The following is a 20,451-nucleotide window of genomic DNA, read 5'->3' on the forward strand; positions in this document are numbered from 1 at the left end:
TATGGCGTCAATGGCGCTGCGCGTGATCGGTTTCAAGCAATCAAAACCAGTCGCGACGTCAAACCTGCTTGCCGGCCAGTTTGTCAGTCGCTCTGACAAGCCCATCGATAATGCCCGGTTCGCTGGCGCTGTGACCGGCATCGTGAACGATCCACAGCCCTGCTTCGGGCCACGCTTTCTTGAGCGCCCACGCACTGGTTGGCGGAGTACATATGTCGTGACGCCCCTGGACAATGATGCCCGGAATGCCTTCAAGCTTGTCGACATCGGCGAGCAACTGGGCTTCTTCGAGATAGAAATCATTCAGGAAATAGCGCGCGCAGATGCGGGCGAATGGCACGGCTTTCGACGCATCCGCGAAGCTGTCGAGCAGGTCGGTATCAGGCAGCAAAGTTGCGACCTGGCCCTCCCAGATAGACCATGCTTTCGCTGCCGTCAGACGGGTTTCCTCGTCATCGCTGGTAAGCCTCGTGTGGAATGCTTCCACTAGGTTGCCCCGTTCGCACTCCGGTATGACGCTGATAAAATCGTCCCATGCCTCGGCCATGATCTCACTTGCGCCGTAACTATAGAGCCATTGTTTTTCCTTGGCGCGCGCGAGGAACACACCGCGCAGTACGAGTTCGCTCACACGTTCCGGATGCTTTTGGGCGTAGGCGAGGGCGAGTGTCGATCCCCAACTGCCGCCGAATGCCTGCCATTTCTCGTGGCCGCACATTTCGCGCAAGCGTTCGATATCGGCCACGATGCGCCATGTGTCGTTGTTCTCGATCTCTGCAAATGGGAGCGATTTACCGCAGCCGCGCTGGTCGAAAAGCAGAACGTCGTAAAGTTCGGGATCCCACTGCCGGCGATGTGAGGGGCTCATCCCTCCGCCAGGGCCGCCATGAAGGAACACAGCAGGCTTCGCCCCCGGTGTCCCTACGCGTTCGTAATAGAGCGAGTGACCTTCACCGACGTCCAGCATCCCCGTCTCGTATGGTTCGATCTCGGGATACAGATTTCGCCGCGTGTCACTCATCGTCAGAGACCTTTCTTTCGACGGCCACAATCGGGCCAATTGGAGCGCCGGTATCGAGCCGGTCGGTTGCCGGGTTCCATAGCCCTGAAACATTCCCGTCAAGATAAAGAGCGTCTGACACTTTCAGCTCGTCACGATAGAAACGGGCAAGCTTTCCAAACGAGATCGGGGCATTGGAAATGACAAAGTGCGCCCGTCCGCGGTCATCGATACCGACACCGTTCCGCACCAGCCGGGAGGGGCCATCCTGACTGATTTCCGGATGAATCTTTCCGTCAATCACGAGCATCGGTCCGGACTGTGTGCCGAATTCGGGACGATCGCTGACATTTGCCAGGAAATCTTCGGTGGTCCTGATTTCCCAAGAGTCGCCCGTGCCGAAAAACACGCCGTTGGGCTTCAGGTGGAAGTTGCCTTCCCCGTCATTCGTATTGAGTGCCTTCAATCGCTCGGAATTCACGACGAAGTAGCCGATTGGCTGGCCTTCCTCGTCGTACATTCCTGCATTCATTGCAAAAGCCATTTCCACAGGATCACGCGAGCGCGAGTAGGCCGAGAGGCTGCGGTAAGTTACGCCTTCGTCGCTGGCGAGCGCCATTCGGATGCGGTGCCTTGAAGGCACGGCAAGACAGTGAGTTAGCGAAGTATCCTCGAAAATGATCGAGCGGCAGGCGCTTTCCACCTGGCTTGCGACCAAGGGGGTTTCGCTTGGCGTAGGGCTGGGGGTTGCCTCAGCCTGACCGTCAATTCGCGTCCGCGTAACAGGCTCTCCGCCCTGCGGTGGTTCGCATGCGGACAGGATCATCAATGGTAATGCGACCAGAAGGTATTTCATTGTCCGAAACCGGGTTCCTTGGCGATTCTTACCGCTTCTTTGGCGGCTGCAAATAATGCTCCGGCCTTGGCCTCGCATTCCTGCTGCTCATAATCCGGATCGCTGTCGGCGACTATCCCTGCACCGGCCTGAACATGCATTATTCCGTCTTTCACAACCGCTGTTCTGAGCACGATGCAGCTGTCTAGCGAACCATCGGGCGAGAAGTATCCGACACCGCCAGCGTAGGGACCGCGTTTCGCAGTCTCGAGTTCGGCGATAATCTCGCATGCACGCACCTTGGGCGCTCCGCTGACTGTCCCCGCCGGGAACCCGGCAAACAACGCATCAATCGCGTCATGATCGGGTGAAAGCTGGCCGGTTACATTGCTGACAATGTGCATCACATGACTGTAGCGTTCGACCTTGAAGCTGTCTGTCACAGTCACCGTGCCGCTTTGCGCCACGCGTCCGACATCATTTCGGCCCAGATCCAACAGCATAAGGTGTTCGGCCCGCTCTTTCGGATCAGCGAGCAGCGATTCTTCCGCCGCGCGATCCTCAGCAGCGTTTGCGCCGCGCCTGCGGGTGCCGGCAATCGGGCGAATGGTTACCTCGTTATCGCGGACCCTCACCAGAATTTCGGGGCTTGAGCCAACAACCGCGAATCCCGGCAAATCGAGGAAGTATAGGAACGGTGAAGGGTTCACCCTTCGAAGCGACCTGTAGAGCGCCATCGGGGGCAGGGTGAACGGGGCCGTGAAGCGCTGCGACAAGACCACCTGGAATATGTCTCCAGCGGTGATGTACTCTTTCGCACGCTCCACCATGCCCCGGTATTCTGCAGAAGGCATCACGGGTTCAGGGTCGCAGGATGCGAGGTCTTCTGCACAAGTGCGCTCGTCAGGCGTGGCAGCGCCCAGCTGCGACAGGGCCGCGTCCACCCGCTCGGCTGCGCGTTCCAGTTTCCCTTCGACATCGTCATCGGATGGCCAAAGCGGCGCGATGCAAAAGAGTTCGTCGCTCAAGCTGTCGATGACGAGCAATAGCGTCGGACGAACGAACAGCATGTCCGGAACATCCAGCACAGCCTCTCCGGCCGCAGGCAGCTTCTCTACCAGCCCGATCGTTTCATATCCAAAATAGCCCACCAGGCACGCAAGCGCCGGGGGGAGCTGCTCAGGCACGTCGATCCGGCATTCAGCGAGCAGCGTGCGCAGCGCGTCCAATGTCGGTTGGTTGGAAGGCTCGAATCCGAGCCGGTTCAACCGCCATTCCCGGTTGATCTCGGCAGAATTGCCTTCGGCACGAAAGACAAGGTCGGGGTCGAGGCCAAGTAGGCTGTATCGCCCGCGGACTTCGCCGCCCTCGACCGATTCCAGCAGAAAATCGCCGCGTCCCTCTTTGATCAGGCGAAGAGCAGCGCCGACCGGCGTGACAGTATCGGCAACAATTCGGCGCCAAGTGAGTGCGGGCCTGCCGTCGCGAAGTGCCTGTCGTGCGCGTTCGAGACCTTCCAATGGCTGTCCCAATAGCTGGCTCAGTTCGTTTCGCCGAGAAGCTGGCGGCGAACAGCTTCAATGGCGTCCGAATTGCGCTCTACGCCAACTTCTGCACGCATGGCTGCAAGCAGTTGCTCGGTATATTCACCAGACCAGCCCTGGGCAATCTGGGTGCGAGCCTGACCAATAAGCGGATCGTTCTCTTCGAGTTTGCCAAGCGAAATGTCGTCTAGCTGGACAATGTACCAGCCCTGATCGCCAGAACCTTCAAGCTTCTTCGTCGTGCCTTCAGCCATGGCGAAGAAGAGCGCGAAAGCGGCAGGCACCCTGGCATTCCCGAGCCGGGCAAGCTCCTCGCGGCTTAGGTTGACGCTTTCTGGCGCAGGAATCGAAACGTCTTCGGCGGCGATCGCTTCTGCGAGCGATTGCCCTTTCTCCACCCGGGCCAGAACCCGGGCAGCAGCTGCTTCTGCACCTTTGTTGCCTCTCACGCGGCGCCATTCACTGATGACACTGTTCCGAACCTCGGCGAGGGGCGCGGCTGCCGCAGGTGTGATCGAGGCAACTTCGTAGACAACAAAGTTCTGTCCATCAGGCAGAGCCGCGATTTCCGGCTCGCCTTCCTCAATTTCAAACGCGAAATCCAGGGTGGCCATAACCTGGGCAGGGGCCTGCTGCTCCGTCCCATAGACCAAGCCCAATGCGGTAATGGCCGGAGAGGTCTGCAAATTGAGATCAAGCTCTTCGGCAAGCGCAGTCAGGGAGGCGCCGTCAAGCAGCCGGTCTTCGATTGTCGTTGCCAGTTCGGCGATCCCGCGCTGCCGGTTTCGTTCGCTGAGAACCGCGACGATATCATCACGCACACTCGCCAAGGACTGAGCGGGAACATTCGTAATATCGTTGACGCGCGCAATGTGCCAGCCAAGCGGGCTGCGCGCAGGCGCGGTCAGACCGCCTTCTTTGGCACTGAAATAGGCGTTAGCGACAGAGGCGCTGGCTTGCTCGAGGACGGTGTCACGCTCCTGGTCTTCGAGGTCCGCAGTCCGGAAACCCGCTTCGGCAGCGGCGGCCGCGAAACTCTGACCTCCGCGAACCCTTTCAGCAATTGCCTCGGCGCCCTGGCGGGTCGCGACGATAAGTTGAGTGAAGCTGCGCGTTTCGCGTGCCGCATACTCATCTGCGTTGGCAGTGAAATATTCCCGGATTTGCGCGTCTGTTGGCTGAATCGAATCGCCCAAAGCATCGGTGCCAAAACTTGCGTAACGTAGCGTACGACGCTCAGGCCTGATGAACCGGGTTTCGTTTTCCGCATAGAACTTTTGGAGCTGCGCGTCGGTCGGATTGCCTTTCGGTGCGAAAGCGGCTGCCGGAATTGCCGCGATTGCCCCTTGGCGGCGCTCTTTGAATGTTTGTGCGTAAGTCCGCGCAATCGAATCTGGAACGGTCGCCCCGTATGCTGCAGGAATGACCGCTTGGCGGAAAAACAGGGACGTGCGTATCTGTTGACGAAGCTGCGCATCCGTCAGGCTCTGAGCCTGCAAGAAGGCTTGATAGGCAGCTTCTTCGAAATTCCCGCTGGGTCCGCGGGCACCCGGTAGCTGGCGAATCTCGCTGTTCACGAGATTTCGGCCCGAACGCAGGTCGTTTTGTTCGCCCCAGGCAATCAAGACGTAACGGTCGATTAGGCCATCGAGTACCTGATCCAGTCCGCCGTTTGCGAGCAATGTCTGCATCGTGGCTTCTGGATTTTGCTGCCGCGCGCGGCGCAGTGCTTCGCTAGCTCCATCGTTCAGCACCGTCGTGGAAATCTTCTCGTCACCCACCACGGCAACACGTTCACCGCCCGCGACACCGCCGAAAGCACCGGTGCTCGAGACGTCCATGCTCGCGAATGCGAAACCGATCAGGGCAAGGAAGGCCAGGGCAATAGCGAGGCCAATCTTCGTTTTGAAGAAATTCCGGAAAAAAGTGAGCATGACTTGCGGTCGGGCCTCTTCGATGCTTTGGAGCGCGCCGCTTCCGGATGGAAAGCGTTGCAGAGAAGGTTTAAGGAGCGCGCTTTATCCGCCCTGCGACCTCCCCGCAACAGGTCCCGTCCGGTTTTGGCGCATAAACAAGCATGGTCTGGCGATTACTCGCCGGGCCACTATATAGCGCCAGCTCGCCCCGAAGACGTGACAGGAAATTAAGCATGGCCGAACGGCCCTATATTGTTGGCAATTGGAAAATGAACGGGACGCGCGCGATGTTGAGCGAAGCGCGTGCCATCGACCGTGCTGCACAGCGGTACATGAAAGCAGAAGTCGCTGTAGCTCCGCCATACACGCTGATTCATGCTGTCCACCGTGAGGCAGAGCAAATCGGAGTAGGTGCACAGGATTGCCACGCGGGGGCCGAAGGTCCGCATACTGGCGATATCGCTGCATCCATGTTGGCTGATGCCGGCGCGAAATTCGTGATTCTCGGTCACAGCGAGCGCCGCGGCGACCACGGCGAATCGAACGAACTGATCAATGCCAAGATCGACAGCGCGCTCGAAGCGGGGCTGCGCATCATTCTTTGCTGTGGTGAAAGCCTCGACATTCGCGACGCCGGCAAGGCGGAAGATTTCGTGCTGGACCAGCTCAGGGCGAGCCTGCCGCACATCAAGGATCCGATAGAGCGTCTGACGATTGCTTACGAGCCCATCTGGGCAATTGGTACAGGCCGGACCGCAACGATCGAGGACATCAAGGCGATGCACGCTGCGATCCGCAAACTGCTCGATGAAACCTACGGGGAAGAAGCCTCCTCGAAGGTTCGCATTCTGTACGGCGGTTCGGTGAAGCCGGAAAATGCGGGCGAAATCCTCAGCACCCCGGAAGTAGGCGGAGCCCTTGTTGGTGGAGCCAGCCTTTCAGCGGAGAGCTTCCTCGGAATCGTCGTGGCCGCATCCGAGGCTGAAGACGCCTGACCCGAAACCTTGCCGTATCGGGCGTACGCGCCTAGATGCGGCCTGCAATCAATTTATTCGATAGAGTACGCGTTTCATGTTCCTCTTCCTCACCGTGGTCCAGACGATCGTCGCCGCAGCGCTTGTCGGCGTTATCCTCATGCAACGCAGCGAAGGCGGCGGTCTAGGCATCGGCGGCAGTCCATCCGGCATGCTAAGCGCCCGCGGCGCGGCTGACTTCCTGACTCGCTCGACCAAATGGTTGGCGGTTGCTTTCGTCGCGCTGTCGATCGCTCTGGCGGCAATGGCGGTCAAAGACGTGGGTGCTGGCGGTATCGAATCGACACTCGATCGCAGCGTAACTCCGGCAGAAACTGTTGATCCGCTTGGCGGGTCGGACGCAGCGCCTGTACCGGCTCCGGCACAGCCCGCTGAAAATTCGGATCCGCTGGCGGAATAACCTCCGAAATTTCGCCATTTCACAGGCGCCTGTGGACGGTGCGCGCTTCTGCGCGTCTTTATCCTTGCGCCGACTCCTAACGCACGCTTAAGGCCCAACTCCCATGGCGCGGTATATATTCATCACCGGCGGCGTGGTCTCCTCGCTCGGCAAAGGTCTCATGGCTGCGAGCCTCGCAGCGCTTCTTCAGGCGCGCGGGTACAAGGTCCGCATCCGCAAGTTCGATCCATACCTGAATGTCGATCCGGGCACGATGAGCCCGTATCAGCATGGTGAGGTGTATGTGACCGACGACGGGGCCGAAACCGACCTCGACCTCGGCCATTACGAGCGCTTCACCGGGGTGTCTGCCAAGCAGGCAGACAATGTCACGTCAGGTCGGATCTATCAGCAGATCATCGCCAAGGAGCGCCGGGGCGATTACCTGGGGGCAACCGTTCAGGTCATCCCGCACGTCACCGATGCGATCAAGGAATTCGCACTGGCCGACCAGAGCGATCACGATTTCATCCTGTGCGAAATTGGCGGCACGGTGGGTGACATCGAGGGCTTGCCGTTCATGGAGGCCATTCGCCAGCTCCGTAACGAGCTGGAGCCGATGCAGACACTCAGCGTCCACGTCACGCTGGTTCCCTACATCGCAGCTGCGGGCGAGCTGAAAACGAAACCCACGCAGCACTCCGTTCGTGAACTGGCCAGCCTTGGCATCAAGCCCGACGTGCTGCTCTGCCGTGCCGAGCATCCGATTCCCGATAGCGAACGACGCAAGATTGCAGCTTTCTGCAACGTACGTCGCGAAGCGGTTATCCCGGCGCTTGACGCACCGTCCATTTATTCGGTGCCGCTGCAATATCATGCCGAAGGTCTCGATACCGAAGTATTGCGAGGCTTCGGGATCACTGACGCACCAGATCCCGATCTGACGCGCTGGTACGATGTCGTCGATCGCCATTCCAACCCTGATGGGGAAGTCACAATTGGCGTTGTCGGTAAGTATGTCGGCCTCCAGGATGCTTACAAGTCTCTCAACGAGGCGCTCGTGCATGGCGGCATGGCTCACCGTGTAAAGGTGAACATCAAGTGGATCGATGCGGAGGTCTTCGAGCAGGACGATGCCGACATAGCCGCGCAGCTTGAGCCTATGCACGGCATCCTCGTGCCCGGCGGTTTCGGCGAACGCGGGAGCGAGGGCAAGATTGCCGCCGTTCGCTTCGCACGCGAGCGCAAGGTGCCGTTTTTTGGCATTTGTCTCGGGATGCAGATGGCCTGCATCGAAGGTGCACGTTCAGCAGGGTTCGAGCACGCTAGTTCGACCGAATTCGGGAACACCGAGGAGCCGGTGGTCGGGATCATCACCGAGTGGATGACGGAAGAGGGTTTACAGACCCGAGAATCTGGCGGTGATCTGGGCGGCACGATGCGTTTGGGTGCGTATGAAGCCAAGCTGGCAGCCAATAGTCATGTGTCTTCAATATATGGCGGATCGACCGAGATTTCAGAACGGCATCGTCATCGTTACGAAGTCAACAGCGCCTATGTAGAACCGCTTGAGAAGGAAGGTTTGATCTTCTCGGGAATGTCGCCGGACGGCCTTTTGCCCGAAATCGTCGAAAGGCCGGATCATCCTTGGTTTGTCGGTGTGCAGTTCCACCCGGAACTGAAGTCGAAACCCTTTGATCCGCATCCCCTTTTTGCGGGTTTTATCGGCGCTGCGCTTGAACAAGAGCGACTTGTGTAAGTTTTTTTTTACAACCGTTGTGAGCGTAAACATCTGTTTTCACTCACGGCTGAATCATCCGAATTGTATAAAAACGACAGAGCGCCACTCCTCAGGGAATGGCGCTCTTTATCTTTTGTTGCATTTGATGCAAAAAGGCTGGGTTCAGCGGTCGCAGACCCTTGAATTTAAAGATTTACGCTGCGTCAGCAAGCGGGTGGGCTTGCCTCGAACCCGATCGTCTTCTGCGACCCGGACGATCGAATTTGGGGCTTGGCGGCGTTAACGTCGCGGGGGCGGGATCTTCGGATCCCGCCCCCTATCGTTTTCGACGTTGGTTTTTACGCTGCGGCGCTGCCCTCGTCATCGCCTTTGACGATTTCGAGCGGCTTTTGCGCGCCGATCGAGATTTTCTTCGGCTTCATCGCATCGGGCACTTCGCGCACGAGGTCGATGACGAGCATGCCGTCGCTCAGATCAGCGTTTTGAACGCGTACGTAATCAGCGAGATCGAAGCGGCGCTCAAATCCGCGATTGGCAATGCCTACGTGAAGCATGTCGCCGTCAATCTGTTCGTCACGCTTCCGGCCCTGAATGACGAGCAGGTTCTGCTGTGCCGTTATATCAAGGTCTTCGGGGCGAAACCCGGCCACCGCCAAGGTGATCCGGTACTCGTCATCACCGCGGCGCTCGATATTGAAGGGTGGGTAATTATCCCCGCCGGCATTACGTGCCTGGCGCTCCATCAAGTCGAAAAGCCGGTCGAATCCGACGGTGGAACGGCGATATGGGGTAGTGTCAAAACGGTTCATTGAAACAAATCCTCTTGTGAGCAATTTGAGATGTATGGGAGCCCGAAGTTGGCGCTCCCGCGTCTCTGCAACATGCAACGACAGAAATAACATAGGGGTGCTGCAAAAGCTTTCAAGCACCTCGATCTAGCCCTAAATCGGGCCTTGGAAATTTGACGGGGATCATGATGAGCCAACCGACTATCGACATCTACACCAAGTTCGGCTGCGGCTTCTGCTTCCGTGCAAAACGCTTGCTCGACGAGAAAGGCGCGGATTACCAAGAGCATGACATCACGATGGGCGGTCCCAAGCGTGACGAAATGCTGCAACGCGCGCCAAACGCCCGGACCGTACCGCAGATCTTCATTGGCGATACCTACGTTGGCGGATCCGACGAGCTGGCGGCCCTGGAACGTGCCGGCAAGCTTGATGCCTTACTGGCTGACTGAATGACGCGAATTGCGCTCTATCAGGCAAACACCGGAATTGATCCGCATGCGAATGCTGCGGCATTGGTCGACGCTGTCAGGGAGGCGAGCGGGGAGGAAGCCGAAATGCTCTTCACTCCCGAGATGTCGGGATTACTCGACCGGAATCGCAAGCGAGCGTCAATCCACATAGTCGCAGAAGAGGATAACCCGACTCTCGCTGCCGTAAGGGATGCCTGCGCGAGGGAAGGGATCTGGACCTGTCTAGGATCTCTCGCAGTGGATGCCGGCGATGGAATGTGGGCGAACCGGTGTTTCCTGATTGACGACACTGGCGATATCTCTGCACGATATGACAAGATCCACATGTTCGATGTCGATCTGGACAGCGGCGAAAGCTGGCGGGAATCCAACGCGTATCGGGCGGGGGAGAAGGTCGTCACCGCACAGACACCGCTTGGCCGTCTCGGTCTTTCAATTTGCTACGATCTGAGATTTCCAGGTCTGTTCGAGGCTCTCGGTCAGGCGCAGTGCGATATTATCTCGATACCCGCAGCATTTACAGTCCCAACCGGCACAGCGCATTGGCATGTGCTCCAGCGTGCGCGAGCCATTGAGGCGAGTGCCTTCGTAATTGCCGCTGCACAGGTCGGTCGGCACGAGGACGGCCGCACAACCTTTGGCCATAGTCTGGTGGTGGATCCATGGGGCGAGGTGCTCCTGGATATGGGCAGCGACCAGGCAGGCCTTGGTTTCGCCGATATTGACCTGTCGCGGATCAAAGAAGTGCGCGACCAGGTTCCAAGCCTTGCCAATCGCCGGAAAATAGTCATTTAGGCCGCCATGATCGTCTTCGACCTCCACTGCGAAAATGGCCACAAGTTTGAAGGCTGGTTCGGCTCGTCTGCCGATTACGATCAGCAGCGCGAACGCGGCTTGGTCGATTGCCCCGAATGCGGATGCAGCAACGTGGGCAAGGCGCCCATGGCACCGGCTGTGCCAGCAAAAGCCAATGCGTCGGTTGATACCCGTTCCGCCAAGGCAGAGGCACAATTGTCGAATGCCCCGATGCCGCCGCAGGTAAAAGAGGCGCTGGAGGTGCTGGCCAAGGCCCAAGCAAAGGCGCTCGAGAAGAGCACCTGGGTCGGCAACAAGTTCGCAGAAGAAGCCAGGTCTCAGCACTATGGCGAGACAGAAGATACCCCGATCCACGGCAAGGCATCGAAGGAAGAGGCCGAAGAGCTTGCGGCTGAAGGCATCGCCGTTGCACCGATCCTTTTCCCGATCGCTCCCCCTGACGAATTGAACTGATTGCCACGCGATTCCCAGTCGCTATACGGAGCAGCGGGCGCCCGTAGCTCAGTCGGATAGAGCATCAGATTCCTAATCTGGGGGCCACAGGTTCGAATCCTGTCGGGCGCACCATCATCTTCCATACCGGGTGGCAAAAGCCGCCAATACCGTAAGCAATGCGGAAGAGACGCCGAGCATGATGCAGGTTCCCGCCCACCCATAGGCGTCATAGACCGTAGTTCCGACCAGGCTGCCTATCCCGCCACCGATAAACATCAGGACGACATAGATCGTCGTGAGCCTCGTGCGCACGGCAGGCTCCAAAGACAGAAAAGTCATTCTTCCGGTCACATCAATGCCCGGCCCCACCAGATTGATCAGGACAAGCGGCACCAGCATGGCCCAAATATTCCCGCCCAATGGCCAGAAGAGAATGATGCCGACCAACTGGATGATTGCGAAAATGAAGCGGGCCTTGCGGGCACCAACCAGGTCTGCCCAGCGACCAAGTCTTGGAGTAGACAAGATGCTGACTGCGGCGATCGCGGCAAGATAGCCCACTGTATCGGTCCCGTAGTTGAACGGCGGATCAGTCAGATAGAGCGCAAGGGCGAGCCATAGCCCGATAAATTGGGCAAAGTTCAGCGCCTGGATTAATCCCGACAGCACGACTTCGCGGTGCGATTTCAAGAGCGGGGCGATGGAGACAACAAGTTTCCAATAGGCCCCGGAACCACTTGAACGCGAACCACCTTCCATCAGCCGGGGCAGGGCGATGGTGACTGTCAGCATAAGGCCTGTGGCGATCCAGTACACCAGGCGCCAGCCGTAATGTTCTGCGATCCAGCCCGCTCCGACGCGGGCGATGAGTATGCCCAATATGACACCGGCCGTAAGCAGGGCGGTGACGTGGCCGAGCCTTTCTGGCGCGACCCGTTTGGATGCGTAAGCGGGCAGCAGATACGGCGCGATCGTAAAGAAGCCCAGCAAGGTCGAGCCTGCGACAAAAAGAGTAAACTGCTCGGCGAAAGTCATCATCGCCAGACCGGTCGTTTGTCCTATTGCGAACAGGATTGTGAGCCGCCTGTTGGAATATCGATCGCCCAGCGGCAGGAGCAACAGGATGCCAATGGCAAGCGCCAGCTGGTTAAGTGCCGGCACGAGCCCGATACGCGCCTCGCTAACCGAGAAATGCTGCGCTACATCGCCGATGATCGGATGGATATAATATGCATTGGCCGTCACCACCGCGGCGACGACAGCCAACAGGTATTCCTGTGTCCGAGTGAGCAGCGCTGGACTGCTCACCCCAGGTGGCCAGCCTTGCGAGCCATCTCGATAATACCTTTAGCCAGTTCCTGCGGCCGGTCTTCCTGGCAAAAGTGCCCGCATCCCGGCAGCGTTCGGTGCGACAAGCCTTCAGCGCCAGCGATCCGGTCGATCAGGAATTTCTCGCTACCCCGGGTAATCGGATCATCCTCTCCGAACAACGTCAGGAAAGGCTTGTCATATGCCGCCAGAGATGGCCAGGCGGCCTTGTTGTCTTCGACGCCTGGCATACCGTCTTCGACAGGTACCAAGGCGGGAAACGCTCTGGCAGCTGCTTTGAAGGCTTCTTTGGGGAAGGGGGCATCATAGGCTGCGACCTCTGCTTCGGTCAGTTCTGTGACCGTCGAGCGCTGCAAGAGCGGACCAATCCGGAAATCATCCGTCGTCCGCGCGTACTCGCGCCAGGCGAGAAATGCTTTGGAAGGCGTCCCGCCTGCGGGCAGGAAGGTGTTGCTCGCCACGACACAAACGAATTGCTCGGGGTCGTGTGCGACCATCCTCAGGCCAAGGAGGCCGCCCCAATCCTGACAGAAAAGGGCCGCGGGTCTTGGTTCAACCGCACTGCGCCACTGCTTGAGCCAATCGACGTGGCGCGCGTAGGTAAAGAATTCTGGATCGTCAGGTTTGTCACTTTTCCCGAAGCCGATCAGGTCGGGTGCAAGCACTCTCAGGCCTGCATCAACAAGGATCGGGATCATCTTGCGATATAGGAAGGACCAGCTGGGTTCGCCGTGGAACAGTAAAACCGGCGGAGCTTCGGGGGAGCCTTCATCTACGTAATGCTGCCGAGCAGTCTGACCGTTGCCCAGATCTACCTCAAACCAGTTCTCGGCAAAATCAAACCCCGGGAGGTTTTCAAACTGCTCCGAAGGTGTTCGCAGGATTTTCATCGGTCTCTCCCCGATACCGGAACTAAGCGGCACCGTGCAGCTCAATTCGGTCTCTGTTCGAAACCCTTAAGGCGCGCGTTTGCCTGTGTCACCTAGCTGGCTAACGGGTACCGTTTCCTTGAAGGTGTGCGTGACATACGGGAAGGGAATCTCGATCCCGGCCTCGTCGAGCGCGGCCTTGACCTTCCGCACGACCTTGTCCTTGCTTTCCCATCCGGAACGCGGTGTTGATCCGGCCCACCATCGGACGAGGAAATCGACCGAGCTGGAATTGAATTCCTGCGCGAAAATATCAACGCCCTTGCTCGCGAGCACATCGTCGATGCCCTCGACGGCACGGCGGATAACATCTGCCGCGTGATCGAGGTTCGTGTCGTAGGAAACGCCGACCACAACCTCGTGTCGGCGCTGGTCGACATCGGTCAAAATCTCGACCGGGTTCTTGAACAGGATCGAGTTTGGAACGACCGACAGCTCACCCGATAGCTTGCGTACATGGGTTTCGCGCAAGGTGATATGTTCTACCTTCCCGGTAATGCCTTCGCACTCAATGATATCACCGATACGCATCTTTTCGCGCACCATGATGAGGACGCCTGCAAGGAAGTTCTCGAAGATATCCTGGAACGCAAAGCCAATGGCGACTGCGCCGATGCCAAGTCCGGCAAGCAGACTGGCGGGGGTCAGGGTGGGGATGACGACAACTGCTGCGATGAAAAGTCCGGTCAGCCAGATCGCTAGCTTCACGATTGTATCGATCAGGTTCTTCAGGCTGCTGCGAATTTCGGTGCGGCCAACAATTGCATCCGAAATCTTCACGCCGAAACGTGCGACGATCCACGTGACCAGCATGATGAAGATCGCAATCGCGAGGCTGGGCATGGTTTCGACGAAACTCGTACCCATTTCCCGCAACTGATCGCGCAGTGTGTCGATGTAATTCAAGCGGAGACTCCCTTTGCGGGCCAACGATGTGGACCGCTTAGGGTTCCGGATTGCCCAAATAACGTGGTTTTCAACTCTTAGGCTTAATTACCGCCGTGCTCCTTGCGGGCGATTTCATGCAGCCAGTCGGCATGGCGCGGAGCCTTCTTGGTTTCGCTCCATTCCTCCAGCATCATCGGAGCGACACGCTTCAGCTCGGCGTATTGTTCGTCAGTTCCGATGTCTGCGGCCAGTTCAACCCGGTGACCATTGGGATCGAAGAAGTAGATCGATTTGAAGATCCCGTGGTGCGTCGGCCCGAGCACATCGATGCCGAGGCTTTCGATGTGTTCTTTTGCAGCAAGCAGTTCAGCTTCCGATGCGACCCGAAAGGCGAGGTGCTGGACCCATGCGGGGGTATTTTCGTCGCGGCCCATGTCTTTCTGGTTGGGCAGTTCGAAGAAGGCGAGGATGTTGCCATTCCCAGCGTCGAGGAAGACATGCATGTACGGATCATAGGCGCCCGTCGACGGGACGTGATCTTCGGCAAAGGCTGTCGTGTAGTCCATGCCCAGCACCTTGCCGTACCATTCGACGGTCTCTTTGGCGTCCTTGCAACGATAGGCTGCATGATGGACGCCGCCGAGCTTGACGGGATGGGTGATTGCTTCGCTCATTCGGCAGGCTCCGCTTCTACTTCGAGAACGCCGCGCTTGATCTGGTCGCGTTCCATGCTTTCGAACAACGCCTTGAAATTGCCTTCGCCGAAGCCTTCGTCACCCTTGCGCTGGATGAACTCGAAGAACACGGGGCCGACTTGTGCTTCTGCGAAAATCTGCAGCAACAGGCGCGGTTGTCCGCCTTCGGTCGTGCCGTCCAGCAGGATGCCGCGCATCTTGAGCTCGTCCACGTTCTCGCCGTGGTTGGGCAAACGTTCGGACAGCATTTCGTAATAGGTTTCGGGCGGAGCGGTCATGAAAGGTACGCCGAGCTGCTTGAGGTTGTCCCAGCACTGAAGCAGATCGTCGCAAATCAGCGCGATATGCTGAATGCCTTCGCCATTGAATTCGCGGAGGAATTCTTCGATCTGGCCCTTGCCGCCTTCGCCCTCTTCGTTGAGCGGGATGCGGATTTTTCCGTCAGGTGCAGTCAGCGCCTTGGAAGTGAGGCCGGTATATTCGCCCTTGATGTCGAAGAAGCGGATTTCGCGGAAGTTGAAGAGCGTCTCATAATAATCCGCCCAGTACTTCATGCGTCCGTTGTAAACGTTGTGCGTGAGGTGATCGATGACATTGAAGCCTGCGCCGACCGGGAATTGCTCAACGCCCGGAAGATATTCGAAATCAATGTCATAAATCGACAGGCCTTCCCCGTTTTCGTCGGAATAGCGGTCGATCAGATATACGATCGCTCCGCCGATGCCGCGGATTGCGGGAATGCGGAGTTCCATCGGGCCTGGCTCGTTGGCGACCGGCTCTGCCCCGCGCTCGATAAGCTCGGCATAGGCTTTCTTCGCATCGCGAACGCGGAAACCCATGCCGCAAGCGGATGGGCCATGTTCGCGGGCGAAGAACCATGCAGCGCTCTTGGGTTCGTAGTTGACGATGAGGTTGATCTGACCCTGACGCCACAGGTTCACGTCTTTCGAGCGGTGCGTTGCGACATGAGTAAAGCCCATGGCTTCGAAAACCGGCTCGATGACACCTTTTTGGGGTGCGCAGAATTCGACGAATTCAAAACCGTCGAGGCCAATGGGATTTTCGAAAAGGTCAGGCATTTGTTTCCTCTGTCCGCTAAATTAGTTTCAATGGAAACCAGTTACGTGCTGGTGCCGGTTCTGTCAAGAAACCAACGCGCGCGAAAATGCGTCGTTCCGGCGGATTGCCTTGTCGGCAAGGTGAGTCCATGAGTGCCGATATGGCCAATGAAGAACTTGATGAAATCCGCCGTGCGGTCCGTGCTGTATGTTCCGAATTTCCCGGAGAATATTGGCGGGAAAAGGATCGCGAACGGGATTACCCCGCCGAGTTTGTCGATGCCATCACCAGGGCAGGATTCTTGGCTGCCCTCATTCCCGAGGAATTTGGCGGAAGCGGGCTCAAGCTGGATGCCGCCGCAGTCATCATGGAAGAGATTCAGGCTGCTGGGTGCAATGGCGCCGCTGCTCACGCTCAGATGTACGTGATGAATACCCTTCTGCGTTACGGGAGCGAAGAGCAAAAGCAGACTTTTCTCCCTGCCATCGCGACTGGCGAGCTGCGCTTGCAGGCCTTCGGGGTATCAGAACCAACCAGCGGCACAGACACTCTTTCGCTCCGCACCTTTGCCAAGCGAGAAGGCGATGAATACATCGTCAACGGACAGAAGATCTGGACGAGCCGGGCCGAACATTCGGACCTCATGGTCCTGCTGGCCAGAACGACCCCGCGCGATGAAGTGGCCAAAAAGACCGAAGGCCTCTCCTTGTTTCTGATCGACATGAGGAAGGTTGTCGGAAACGGGATGACCATCAAGCCCATCCGAACGATGATGAACCACTCCACCACGGAAGTGTTCTTCGACGATATGCGCATTCCTGCTTCTGCCCTGATCGGCGAAGAGGGGAAGGGCTTCCGTTACATCCTGTCGGGGATGAACGCTGAGCGTATCCTGATCGGTGCCGAATGCATCGGCGATGCGAAGTGGTTCATCGAACAAGCCAGCAAATACGCCAGCGATCGGCAGGTATTCGGCCGGCCGATCGGGCAGAACCAGGGCGTCCAGTTTCCAATCGCTCGCTGCTACGCGCAGACGCGCGCCGCAGAGCTGATGGTCCATGAAGCAGCGCGCGTTTTCGATGAGGGCGGCAATGCGGGTGCGGAAGCAAACATGGCCAAGATGCTTGCCAGCGAGGCAAGCTGGGCCGCGGCCGACATGTGCGTCCAGACGCTGGGCGGTTTCGGTTTCGCGGAGGAATACGATGTCGAACGCAAATTTCGTGAGGCGCGGCTTTATACCGTCGCCCCAATCAGCACCAACCTGATCCTGAGTTACCTGGCCGAACATGTCCTTGGCTTGCCGCGTTCGTACTAGGAGCTCACAAAATCCGCTTGCGCGCGATGGTTAACTGTGATTCTGTAGCGTTATGCGGGGCAAGATGAGACTCAACATTCGGCAAAGGCAGCATGCGACGCAAAGCGCGGCGCTGGCAGCTTTGCTTGTGATGGGTGGAATTGCGATTGCTGGCCCGTCAGGCTTTCTTGCGTGGAGCGAGAATTTGCGCTTGCTCGACCAGCGCGAAGCTCAGTTGGAAGAGCTGCAGAAGGAACGTCTGGCCCTGAAGAACAAGGTCGCGCTCCTGCACCCCGACCATGCTGATCCCGACATGGTTGGCGAATTGCTGCGCAGTCAGCTCAACGTGGTTCATCCTGACGAAGTCGTGATCCAGCTCGACGACTGATCGGGCACTAGAAGCTTCCATTTCCGTAAGGTTTTCGTATGCGCAGCCAGCAGGGCGTTGCGTGCGCCGCATGGCTGTGCCTATAGCTCTGGCACATTCCTCCCCGGAAGATGAAGGAACCGAGATTTTGGCTAAAGCCCCGAATAAGAAGGCGTCAGACAAGGCTGCACAAAGCCCCGCCGAAGATACGGATTTCGAACTGCGCTCGCTCCAGGTGGAGCTTGAAAAGAAGAAGCGCTTCGATGCCACCAAAGATCAAATGCATCACTTCTACGAACAGATGCTCCTTATCCGCCGGTTCGAAGAACGCGCTGGCCAGCTCTATGGCCTTGGTCTGATTGGCGGCTTCTGCCACCTTTACATCGGACAGGAAGCGGTCGCCATCGGACTTCAGTCCGCGCTTGATGGGGACAAGGACAGCGTGATCACGGGATACCGCGATCACGGTCACATGCTCGCTTACGGCATTGATCCCAAGGTCATCATGGCCGAGCTCACTGGCCGTGAAGCCGGCATTTCCAAGGGCAAGGGCGGGTCGATGCACATGTTCTCGACCGAGCACAAATTCTACGGCGGGCACGGCATCGTCGGCGCGCAGGTTTCGCTGGGTGGCGGTTTGGCGCTGGCACATCAGTACAACAATGATGGGGGCCTGTGCCTCGCCTATTTCGGTGACGGTGCGGCGAACCAGGGCCAGGTCTATGAGACCTTTAATATGGCTGCCCTGTGGAAGCTGCCGATCGTGTTCGTGGTGGAAAACAACCAGTACGCCATGGGGACCGCCGTCGGTCGCAGTTCGGCAGAAACAGAGTTTTACCGGCGCGGGACGGCATTCCGGATTCCCGGGATGAAGGTCAACGGTATGGACGTGCTCGAAGTGCGTCAGGCTGCAGAAATCGCATTCAAGCACGTGCGCGAAGGCAAGGGACCTGTCCTGATGGAGTGCGAGACCTACCGTTATCGTGGGCACTCCATGTCCGACCCGGCGAAGTATCGCAGCCGTGAAGAGGTCCAGGACATGAAAGACCACAAGGATCCCATCGAGGGCCTCAAGAGGGCCTTGATCGAGCAGGGGAGCAGCGAAGATGAGCTGAAAGCTATCGACAAGGACATCCGCAAAACGGTGAGCGCTGCAGCAGATTTCGCGGAAAATTCGCCGGAACCGGACCCTAGCGAACTCTATACCGAAATTCTGGTCGAGGAGTATTGATCCATGGCCATTGAACTCAAGATGCCCGCTCTTTCACCAACAATGGAAGAAGGCACGCTCGCCAAGTGGCTCAAGTCGGAAGGTGACGAGATCGCGATTGGCGACATCATCGCCGAGATCGAAACCGACAAGGCGACGATGGAATTCGAGGCGGTGGACGAAGGCACCCTTGGCAAGATCCTGGTTGAGGAAGGTGCAGAAGGCGTGAAGGTCGGCACCGTCATCGCGATGCTCGCGGCCGAGGGCGAAGACGCCTCAGCGATGGAGGCTCCCTCCTCAAGCGAAGTCGACGATGTGCCCGGTGAGGGCAAGGATGTTGGCCGCGAGGCTTCGGAGGCAGAGATCACTAAGCCCGCCAAGAAATCCAATGTGCAGGATCCTGAAATCCCGCATGGCACCAATATGGCCAGCGTTTCCGTACGCGAAGCGCTGCGCGATGCCATGGCGGAAGAAATGCGCCGCGACGAGCGCGTGTTCGTCATGGGTGAGGAAGTCGCGCAATATCAGGGTGCATATAAGGTCACTCAGGGCCTTCTGGATGAATTCGGTCCCAAGCGGATAATCGACACTCCGATCACGGAATACGGGTTTGCCGGTATCGGTACCGGTGCTGCGATGGGCGGACTTCGCCCGGTGGTCGAGTTCATGACCTTCAATTTCGCGATGCAGGCCATCGACCACATCATCAACTCTGCGGCCAAGACCAATTACATGTCTGGCGGACAGATGCGGTGTCCGGTGGTATTCCGCGGACCCAACGGGGCTGCCAGCCGCGTTGGAGCGCAGCATAGCCAGAACTACGGACCCTGGTACGCCAGCGTGCCCGGCCTGATTGTTATCGCACCCTACGATAGCTCCGATGCCAAAGGCTTGCTCAAGGCAGCCATCCGCTGCGAAGATCCGGTTGTCTTCCTCGAGAACGAGCTTGTTTATGGACGCAGCTTCGAGCTACCCGAACTCGACGATCACGTCCTGCCCATCGGCAAGGCACGGATCATGCGCGAGGGTTCGGACGTCACCATTGTAGCGTATTCGATCGCTGTTGGACTGGCGCTGGAAGCTGCCGAGAAACTGGCAGATGAAGACATTGATGCCGAGGTTATCGATCTGCGCACCCTGCGCCCGCTCGACAAGGAAACGGTGCTCGAAAGCCTTGCTAAGACCAATCGCCTGGTGATTGCGGAAGAAGGCTGGCCGACCTGCTCGATCGCGTCTGAAATCACCACGATTTGCATGGAAGAAGGCTTCGATCATCTCGACGCGCCGGTCACCCGCGTGTGCAACGAAGATGTGCCGCTGCCTTATGCGGCCAATTTGGAAAAGCTGGCGCTTATCGACAGCGACCGGATTGTGCAGGCGGTGAAGAAAGTCACTTATCGCGACTAGGTTCGGATCCCTTTCGCTTCCACTTGGAAAGGCCGCGGTGCTTCATGTTGCCGCGGCCTTTTTTGTGCGCAAAGCGATTCGTTATTATGTTGCGCGCGCCCGAACTATTGGTTTCGCGCATTCCGAGCGACAAGGATCGATTAACCTTTGCCGCACAAAGCGTATCGGCAGAACTCCGCGCATCTCAGATATAAAATGCGTGCGATTTTAACCTGTCCTTAGGCCTGCTGTTTTACTTCGCCCACATTCCGGGGAGTTATAACCGGAACCTCGAATATATGGATATGAGGTTCAGAATGCTTCGCAGTGCAA

General features: G+C 58.0%; 20 protein-coding genes and 1 tRNA gene. 11 read left to right on the forward strand and 10 right to left on the reverse strand.

The features are described 5' to 3' along the window. Positions 1 to 58: 58 nt before the first annotated feature. The 4 genes from pip to K3166_RS05970 are packed head-to-tail and all read right to left on the reverse strand — an operon-like array spanning position 59 to position 5,313. Positions 59 to 1,021, reverse strand: coding sequence for a prolyl aminopeptidase (pip, locus tag K3166_RS05955; RefSeq protein WP_221423744.1), 963 nt, complete (start codon positions 1,019 to 1,021; stop codon positions 59 to 61). Further along, on the reverse strand, positions 1,014 to 1,856 hold the full coding sequence (locus K3166_RS05960) for a phosphodiester glycosidase family protein (protein ID WP_221423745.1): 843 nt from the start codon (positions 1,854 to 1,856) through the stop codon (positions 1,014 to 1,016). The genes pip and K3166_RS05960 overlap by 8 nt, the downstream gene beginning before the upstream one ends. Then, positions 1,853 to 3,367, reverse strand: a complete 1,515-nt coding sequence (trpE, locus tag K3166_RS05965) for an anthranilate synthase component I (RefSeq protein ID WP_425594573.1) — start codon at positions 3,365 to 3,367, stop codon at positions 1,853 to 1,855. The genes K3166_RS05960 and trpE overlap by 4 nt, the downstream gene beginning before the upstream one ends. A gap of 8 nt (positions 3,368 to 3,375) precedes the next feature. Next, positions 3,376 to 5,313, reverse strand: coding sequence for a peptidylprolyl isomerase (locus K3166_RS05970; RefSeq protein WP_221423746.1), 1,938 nt, complete (start codon positions 5,311 to 5,313; stop codon positions 3,376 to 3,378). A gap of 215 nt (positions 5,314 to 5,528) precedes the next feature. Here K3166_RS05970 and tpiA point away from each other — a divergent pair, with 215 nt between their 5' ends. The 3 genes from tpiA to pyrG all read left to right on the forward strand — a co-directional run bounded on the left by tpiA (position 5,529) and on the right by pyrG (position 8,467). Beyond that, the gene (gene tpiA / locus K3166_RS05975) at positions 5,529 to 6,290 is read left to right on the forward strand and encodes a triose-phosphate isomerase (RefSeq protein WP_221423747.1); all 762 of its coding nucleotides are present in this window, start codon (positions 5,529 to 5,531) and stop codon (positions 6,288 to 6,290) included. A 76-nt stretch (positions 6,291 to 6,366) separates the two neighbouring features. After that, positions 6,367 to 6,729, forward strand: a complete 363-nt coding sequence (gene secG, locus K3166_RS05980) for a preprotein translocase subunit SecG (protein ID WP_221423748.1) — start codon at positions 6,367 to 6,369, stop codon at positions 6,727 to 6,729. Positions 6,730 to 6,832: 103 nt separating this feature from the next. Further along, entirely contained in the window at positions 6,833 to 8,467 is a 1,635-nt protein-coding gene (gene pyrG, locus K3166_RS05985) for a CTP synthase (protein WP_221423749.1), read from the forward strand. Positions 8,468 to 8,787: 320 nt separating this feature from the next. Here pyrG and K3166_RS05990 read toward each other — a convergent pair whose 3' ends face one another. After that, entirely contained in the window at positions 8,788 to 9,258 is a 471-nt protein-coding gene (locus K3166_RS05990; protein ID WP_221423750.1) for an Hsp20 family protein, read from the reverse strand. 167 nt (positions 9,259 to 9,425) lie between these two features. Here K3166_RS05990 and grxC point away from each other — a divergent pair, with 167 nt between their 5' ends. From grxC to K3166_RS06010, 4 genes are all read left to right on the forward strand, one after another. Then, a complete protein-coding gene (grxC, locus tag K3166_RS05995; RefSeq protein ID WP_221423989.1) occupies positions 9,426 to 9,689 on the forward strand; it encodes a glutaredoxin 3 in 264 nt (87 codons plus the stop codon). After that, positions 9,690 to 10,505, forward strand: coding sequence for a carbon-nitrogen hydrolase family protein (locus K3166_RS06000; RefSeq protein WP_221423751.1), 816 nt, complete (start codon positions 9,690 to 9,692; stop codon positions 10,503 to 10,505). A gap of 6 nt (positions 10,506 to 10,511) precedes the next feature. Continuing rightward, the gene (locus tag K3166_RS06005) at positions 10,512 to 10,979 is read left to right on the forward strand and encodes a DUF1178 family protein (protein ID WP_221423752.1); all 468 of its coding nucleotides are present in this window, start codon (positions 10,512 to 10,514) and stop codon (positions 10,977 to 10,979) included. A gap of 37 nt (positions 10,980 to 11,016) precedes the next feature. Continuing rightward, positions 11,017 to 11,093: transfer RNA gene (locus tag K3166_RS06010), tRNA-Arg, on the forward strand. Here the strand turns inward: K3166_RS06010 and K3166_RS06015 are convergent. From K3166_RS06015 to hppD, 5 genes are all read right to left on the reverse strand, one after another. Continuing rightward, positions 11,094 to 12,269: an MFS transporter gene (locus K3166_RS06015; protein WP_221423753.1), complete on the reverse strand. Its 1,176-nt coding sequence runs from the start codon at positions 12,267 to 12,269 to the stop codon at positions 11,094 to 11,096. Beyond that, a complete protein-coding gene (locus K3166_RS06020; RefSeq protein ID WP_221423754.1) occupies positions 12,266 to 13,180 on the reverse strand; it encodes a haloalkane dehalogenase in 915 nt (304 codons plus the stop codon). Before K3166_RS06020 ends, K3166_RS06015 begins: the two co-directional genes overlap by 4 nt. A 66-nt stretch (positions 13,181 to 13,246) precedes the next feature. Beyond that, positions 13,247 to 14,125: a mechanosensitive ion channel family protein gene (locus K3166_RS06025; protein ID WP_247714753.1), complete on the reverse strand. Its 879-nt coding sequence runs from the start codon at positions 14,123 to 14,125 to the stop codon at positions 13,247 to 13,249. A gap of 83 nt (positions 14,126 to 14,208) precedes the next feature. Then, positions 14,209 to 14,781 (reverse strand): VOC family protein, encoded by a 573-nt coding sequence (locus K3166_RS06030; protein WP_221423755.1) that lies wholly within the window; start codon positions 14,779 to 14,781, stop codon positions 14,209 to 14,211. Next, positions 14,778 to 15,881 carry a 4-hydroxyphenylpyruvate dioxygenase gene (gene hppD / locus K3166_RS06035; protein WP_221423756.1) on the reverse strand — a complete coding sequence of 368 codons (1,104 nt, stop codon included), beginning with the start codon at positions 15,879 to 15,881 and terminating at the stop codon, positions 14,778 to 14,780. Before hppD ends, K3166_RS06030 begins: the two co-directional genes overlap by 4 nt. A gap of 128 nt (positions 15,882 to 16,009) precedes the next feature. On the opposite strand from hppD, the gene K3166_RS06040 reads away from it, so the two are divergent. The 4 genes from K3166_RS06040 (at position 16,010) to K3166_RS06055 (ending at position 20,139) form a co-directional block, all read left to right on the forward strand. Next, the gene (locus K3166_RS06040) at positions 16,010 to 17,176 is read left to right on the forward strand and encodes an acyl-CoA dehydrogenase family protein (protein ID WP_221423757.1); all 1,167 of its coding nucleotides are present in this window, start codon (positions 16,010 to 16,012) and stop codon (positions 17,174 to 17,176) included. Between the two features lie 52 nt (positions 17,177 to 17,228). Then, a complete protein-coding gene (locus K3166_RS06045; RefSeq protein WP_221423758.1) occupies positions 17,229 to 17,543 on the forward strand; it encodes an FtsB family cell division protein in 315 nt (104 codons plus the stop codon). Positions 17,544 to 17,670: 127 nt separating this feature from the next. Next, on the forward strand, positions 17,671 to 18,753 hold the full coding sequence (gene pdhA, locus K3166_RS06050) for a pyruvate dehydrogenase (acetyl-transferring) E1 component subunit alpha (protein ID WP_247714754.1): 1,083 nt from the start codon (positions 17,671 to 17,673) through the stop codon (positions 18,751 to 18,753). Between the two features lie 3 nt (positions 18,754 to 18,756). Then, entirely contained in the window at positions 18,757 to 20,139 is a 1,383-nt protein-coding gene (locus K3166_RS06055; protein WP_221423760.1) for a pyruvate dehydrogenase complex E1 component subunit beta, read from the forward strand. The last annotated feature ends 312 nt before the right edge of the window (positions 20,140 to 20,451 follow it).

Origin of the sequence: Qipengyuania psychrotolerans, assembly GCF_019711355.1 — a bacterium.
In the GTDB taxonomy this organism is placed as follows: domain Bacteria; phylum Pseudomonadota; class Alphaproteobacteria; order Sphingomonadales; family Sphingomonadaceae; genus Qipengyuania; species Qipengyuania psychrotolerans.

Excerpts from the sequence above, each read along its gene's own strand:
- pip (WP_221423744.1), bottom strand. The coding sequence starts at position 1,021 with ATGAGTGACACGCGGCGAAATCTGTATCCCGAGATCGAACCATACGAG.
- K3166_RS05960 (WP_221423745.1), bottom strand. The coding sequence starts at position 1,856 with ATGAAATACCTTCTGGTCGCATTACCATTGATGATCCTGTCCGCATGC.
- K3166_RS05970 (WP_221423746.1), bottom strand. The coding sequence starts at position 5,313 with ATGCTCACTTTTTTCCGGAATTTCTTCAAAACGAAGATTGGCCTCGCT.
- tpiA (WP_221423747.1), top strand. The coding sequence starts at position 5,529 with ATGGCCGAACGGCCCTATATTGTTGGCAATTGGAAAATGAACGGGACG.
- secG (WP_221423748.1), top strand. The coding sequence starts at position 6,367 with ATGTTCCTCTTCCTCACCGTGGTCCAGACGATCGTCGCCGCAGCGCTT.
- pyrG (WP_221423749.1), top strand. The coding sequence starts at position 6,833 with ATGGCGCGGTATATATTCATCACCGGCGGCGTGGTCTCCTCGCTCGGC.
- K3166_RS05990 (WP_221423750.1), bottom strand. The coding sequence starts at position 9,258 with ATGAACCGTTTTGACACTACCCCATATCGCCGTTCCACCGTCGGATTC.
- grxC (WP_221423989.1), top strand. The coding sequence starts at position 9,426 with ATGAGCCAACCGACTATCGACATCTACACCAAGTTCGGCTGCGGCTTC.
- K3166_RS06000 (WP_221423751.1), top strand. The coding sequence starts at position 9,690 with ATGACGCGAATTGCGCTCTATCAGGCAAACACCGGAATTGATCCGCAT.
- K3166_RS06005 (WP_221423752.1), top strand. The coding sequence starts at position 10,512 with ATGATCGTCTTCGACCTCCACTGCGAAAATGGCCACAAGTTTGAAGGC.
- K3166_RS06020 (WP_221423754.1), bottom strand. The coding sequence starts at position 13,180 with ATGAAAATCCTGCGAACACCTTCGGAGCAGTTTGAAAACCTCCCGGGG.
- K3166_RS06030 (WP_221423755.1), bottom strand. The coding sequence starts at position 14,781 with ATGAGCGAAGCAATCACCCATCCCGTCAAGCTCGGCGGCGTCCATCAT.
- hppD (WP_221423756.1), bottom strand. The coding sequence starts at position 15,881 with ATGCCTGACCTTTTCGAAAATCCCATTGGCCTCGACGGTTTTGAATTC.
- K3166_RS06040 (WP_221423757.1), top strand. The coding sequence starts at position 16,010 with ATGAGTGCCGATATGGCCAATGAAGAACTTGATGAAATCCGCCGTGCG.
- K3166_RS06045 (WP_221423758.1), top strand. The coding sequence starts at position 17,229 with ATGCGGGGCAAGATGAGACTCAACATTCGGCAAAGGCAGCATGCGACG.
- K3166_RS06055 (WP_221423760.1), top strand. The coding sequence starts at position 18,757 with ATGGCCATTGAACTCAAGATGCCCGCTCTTTCACCAACAATGGAAGAA.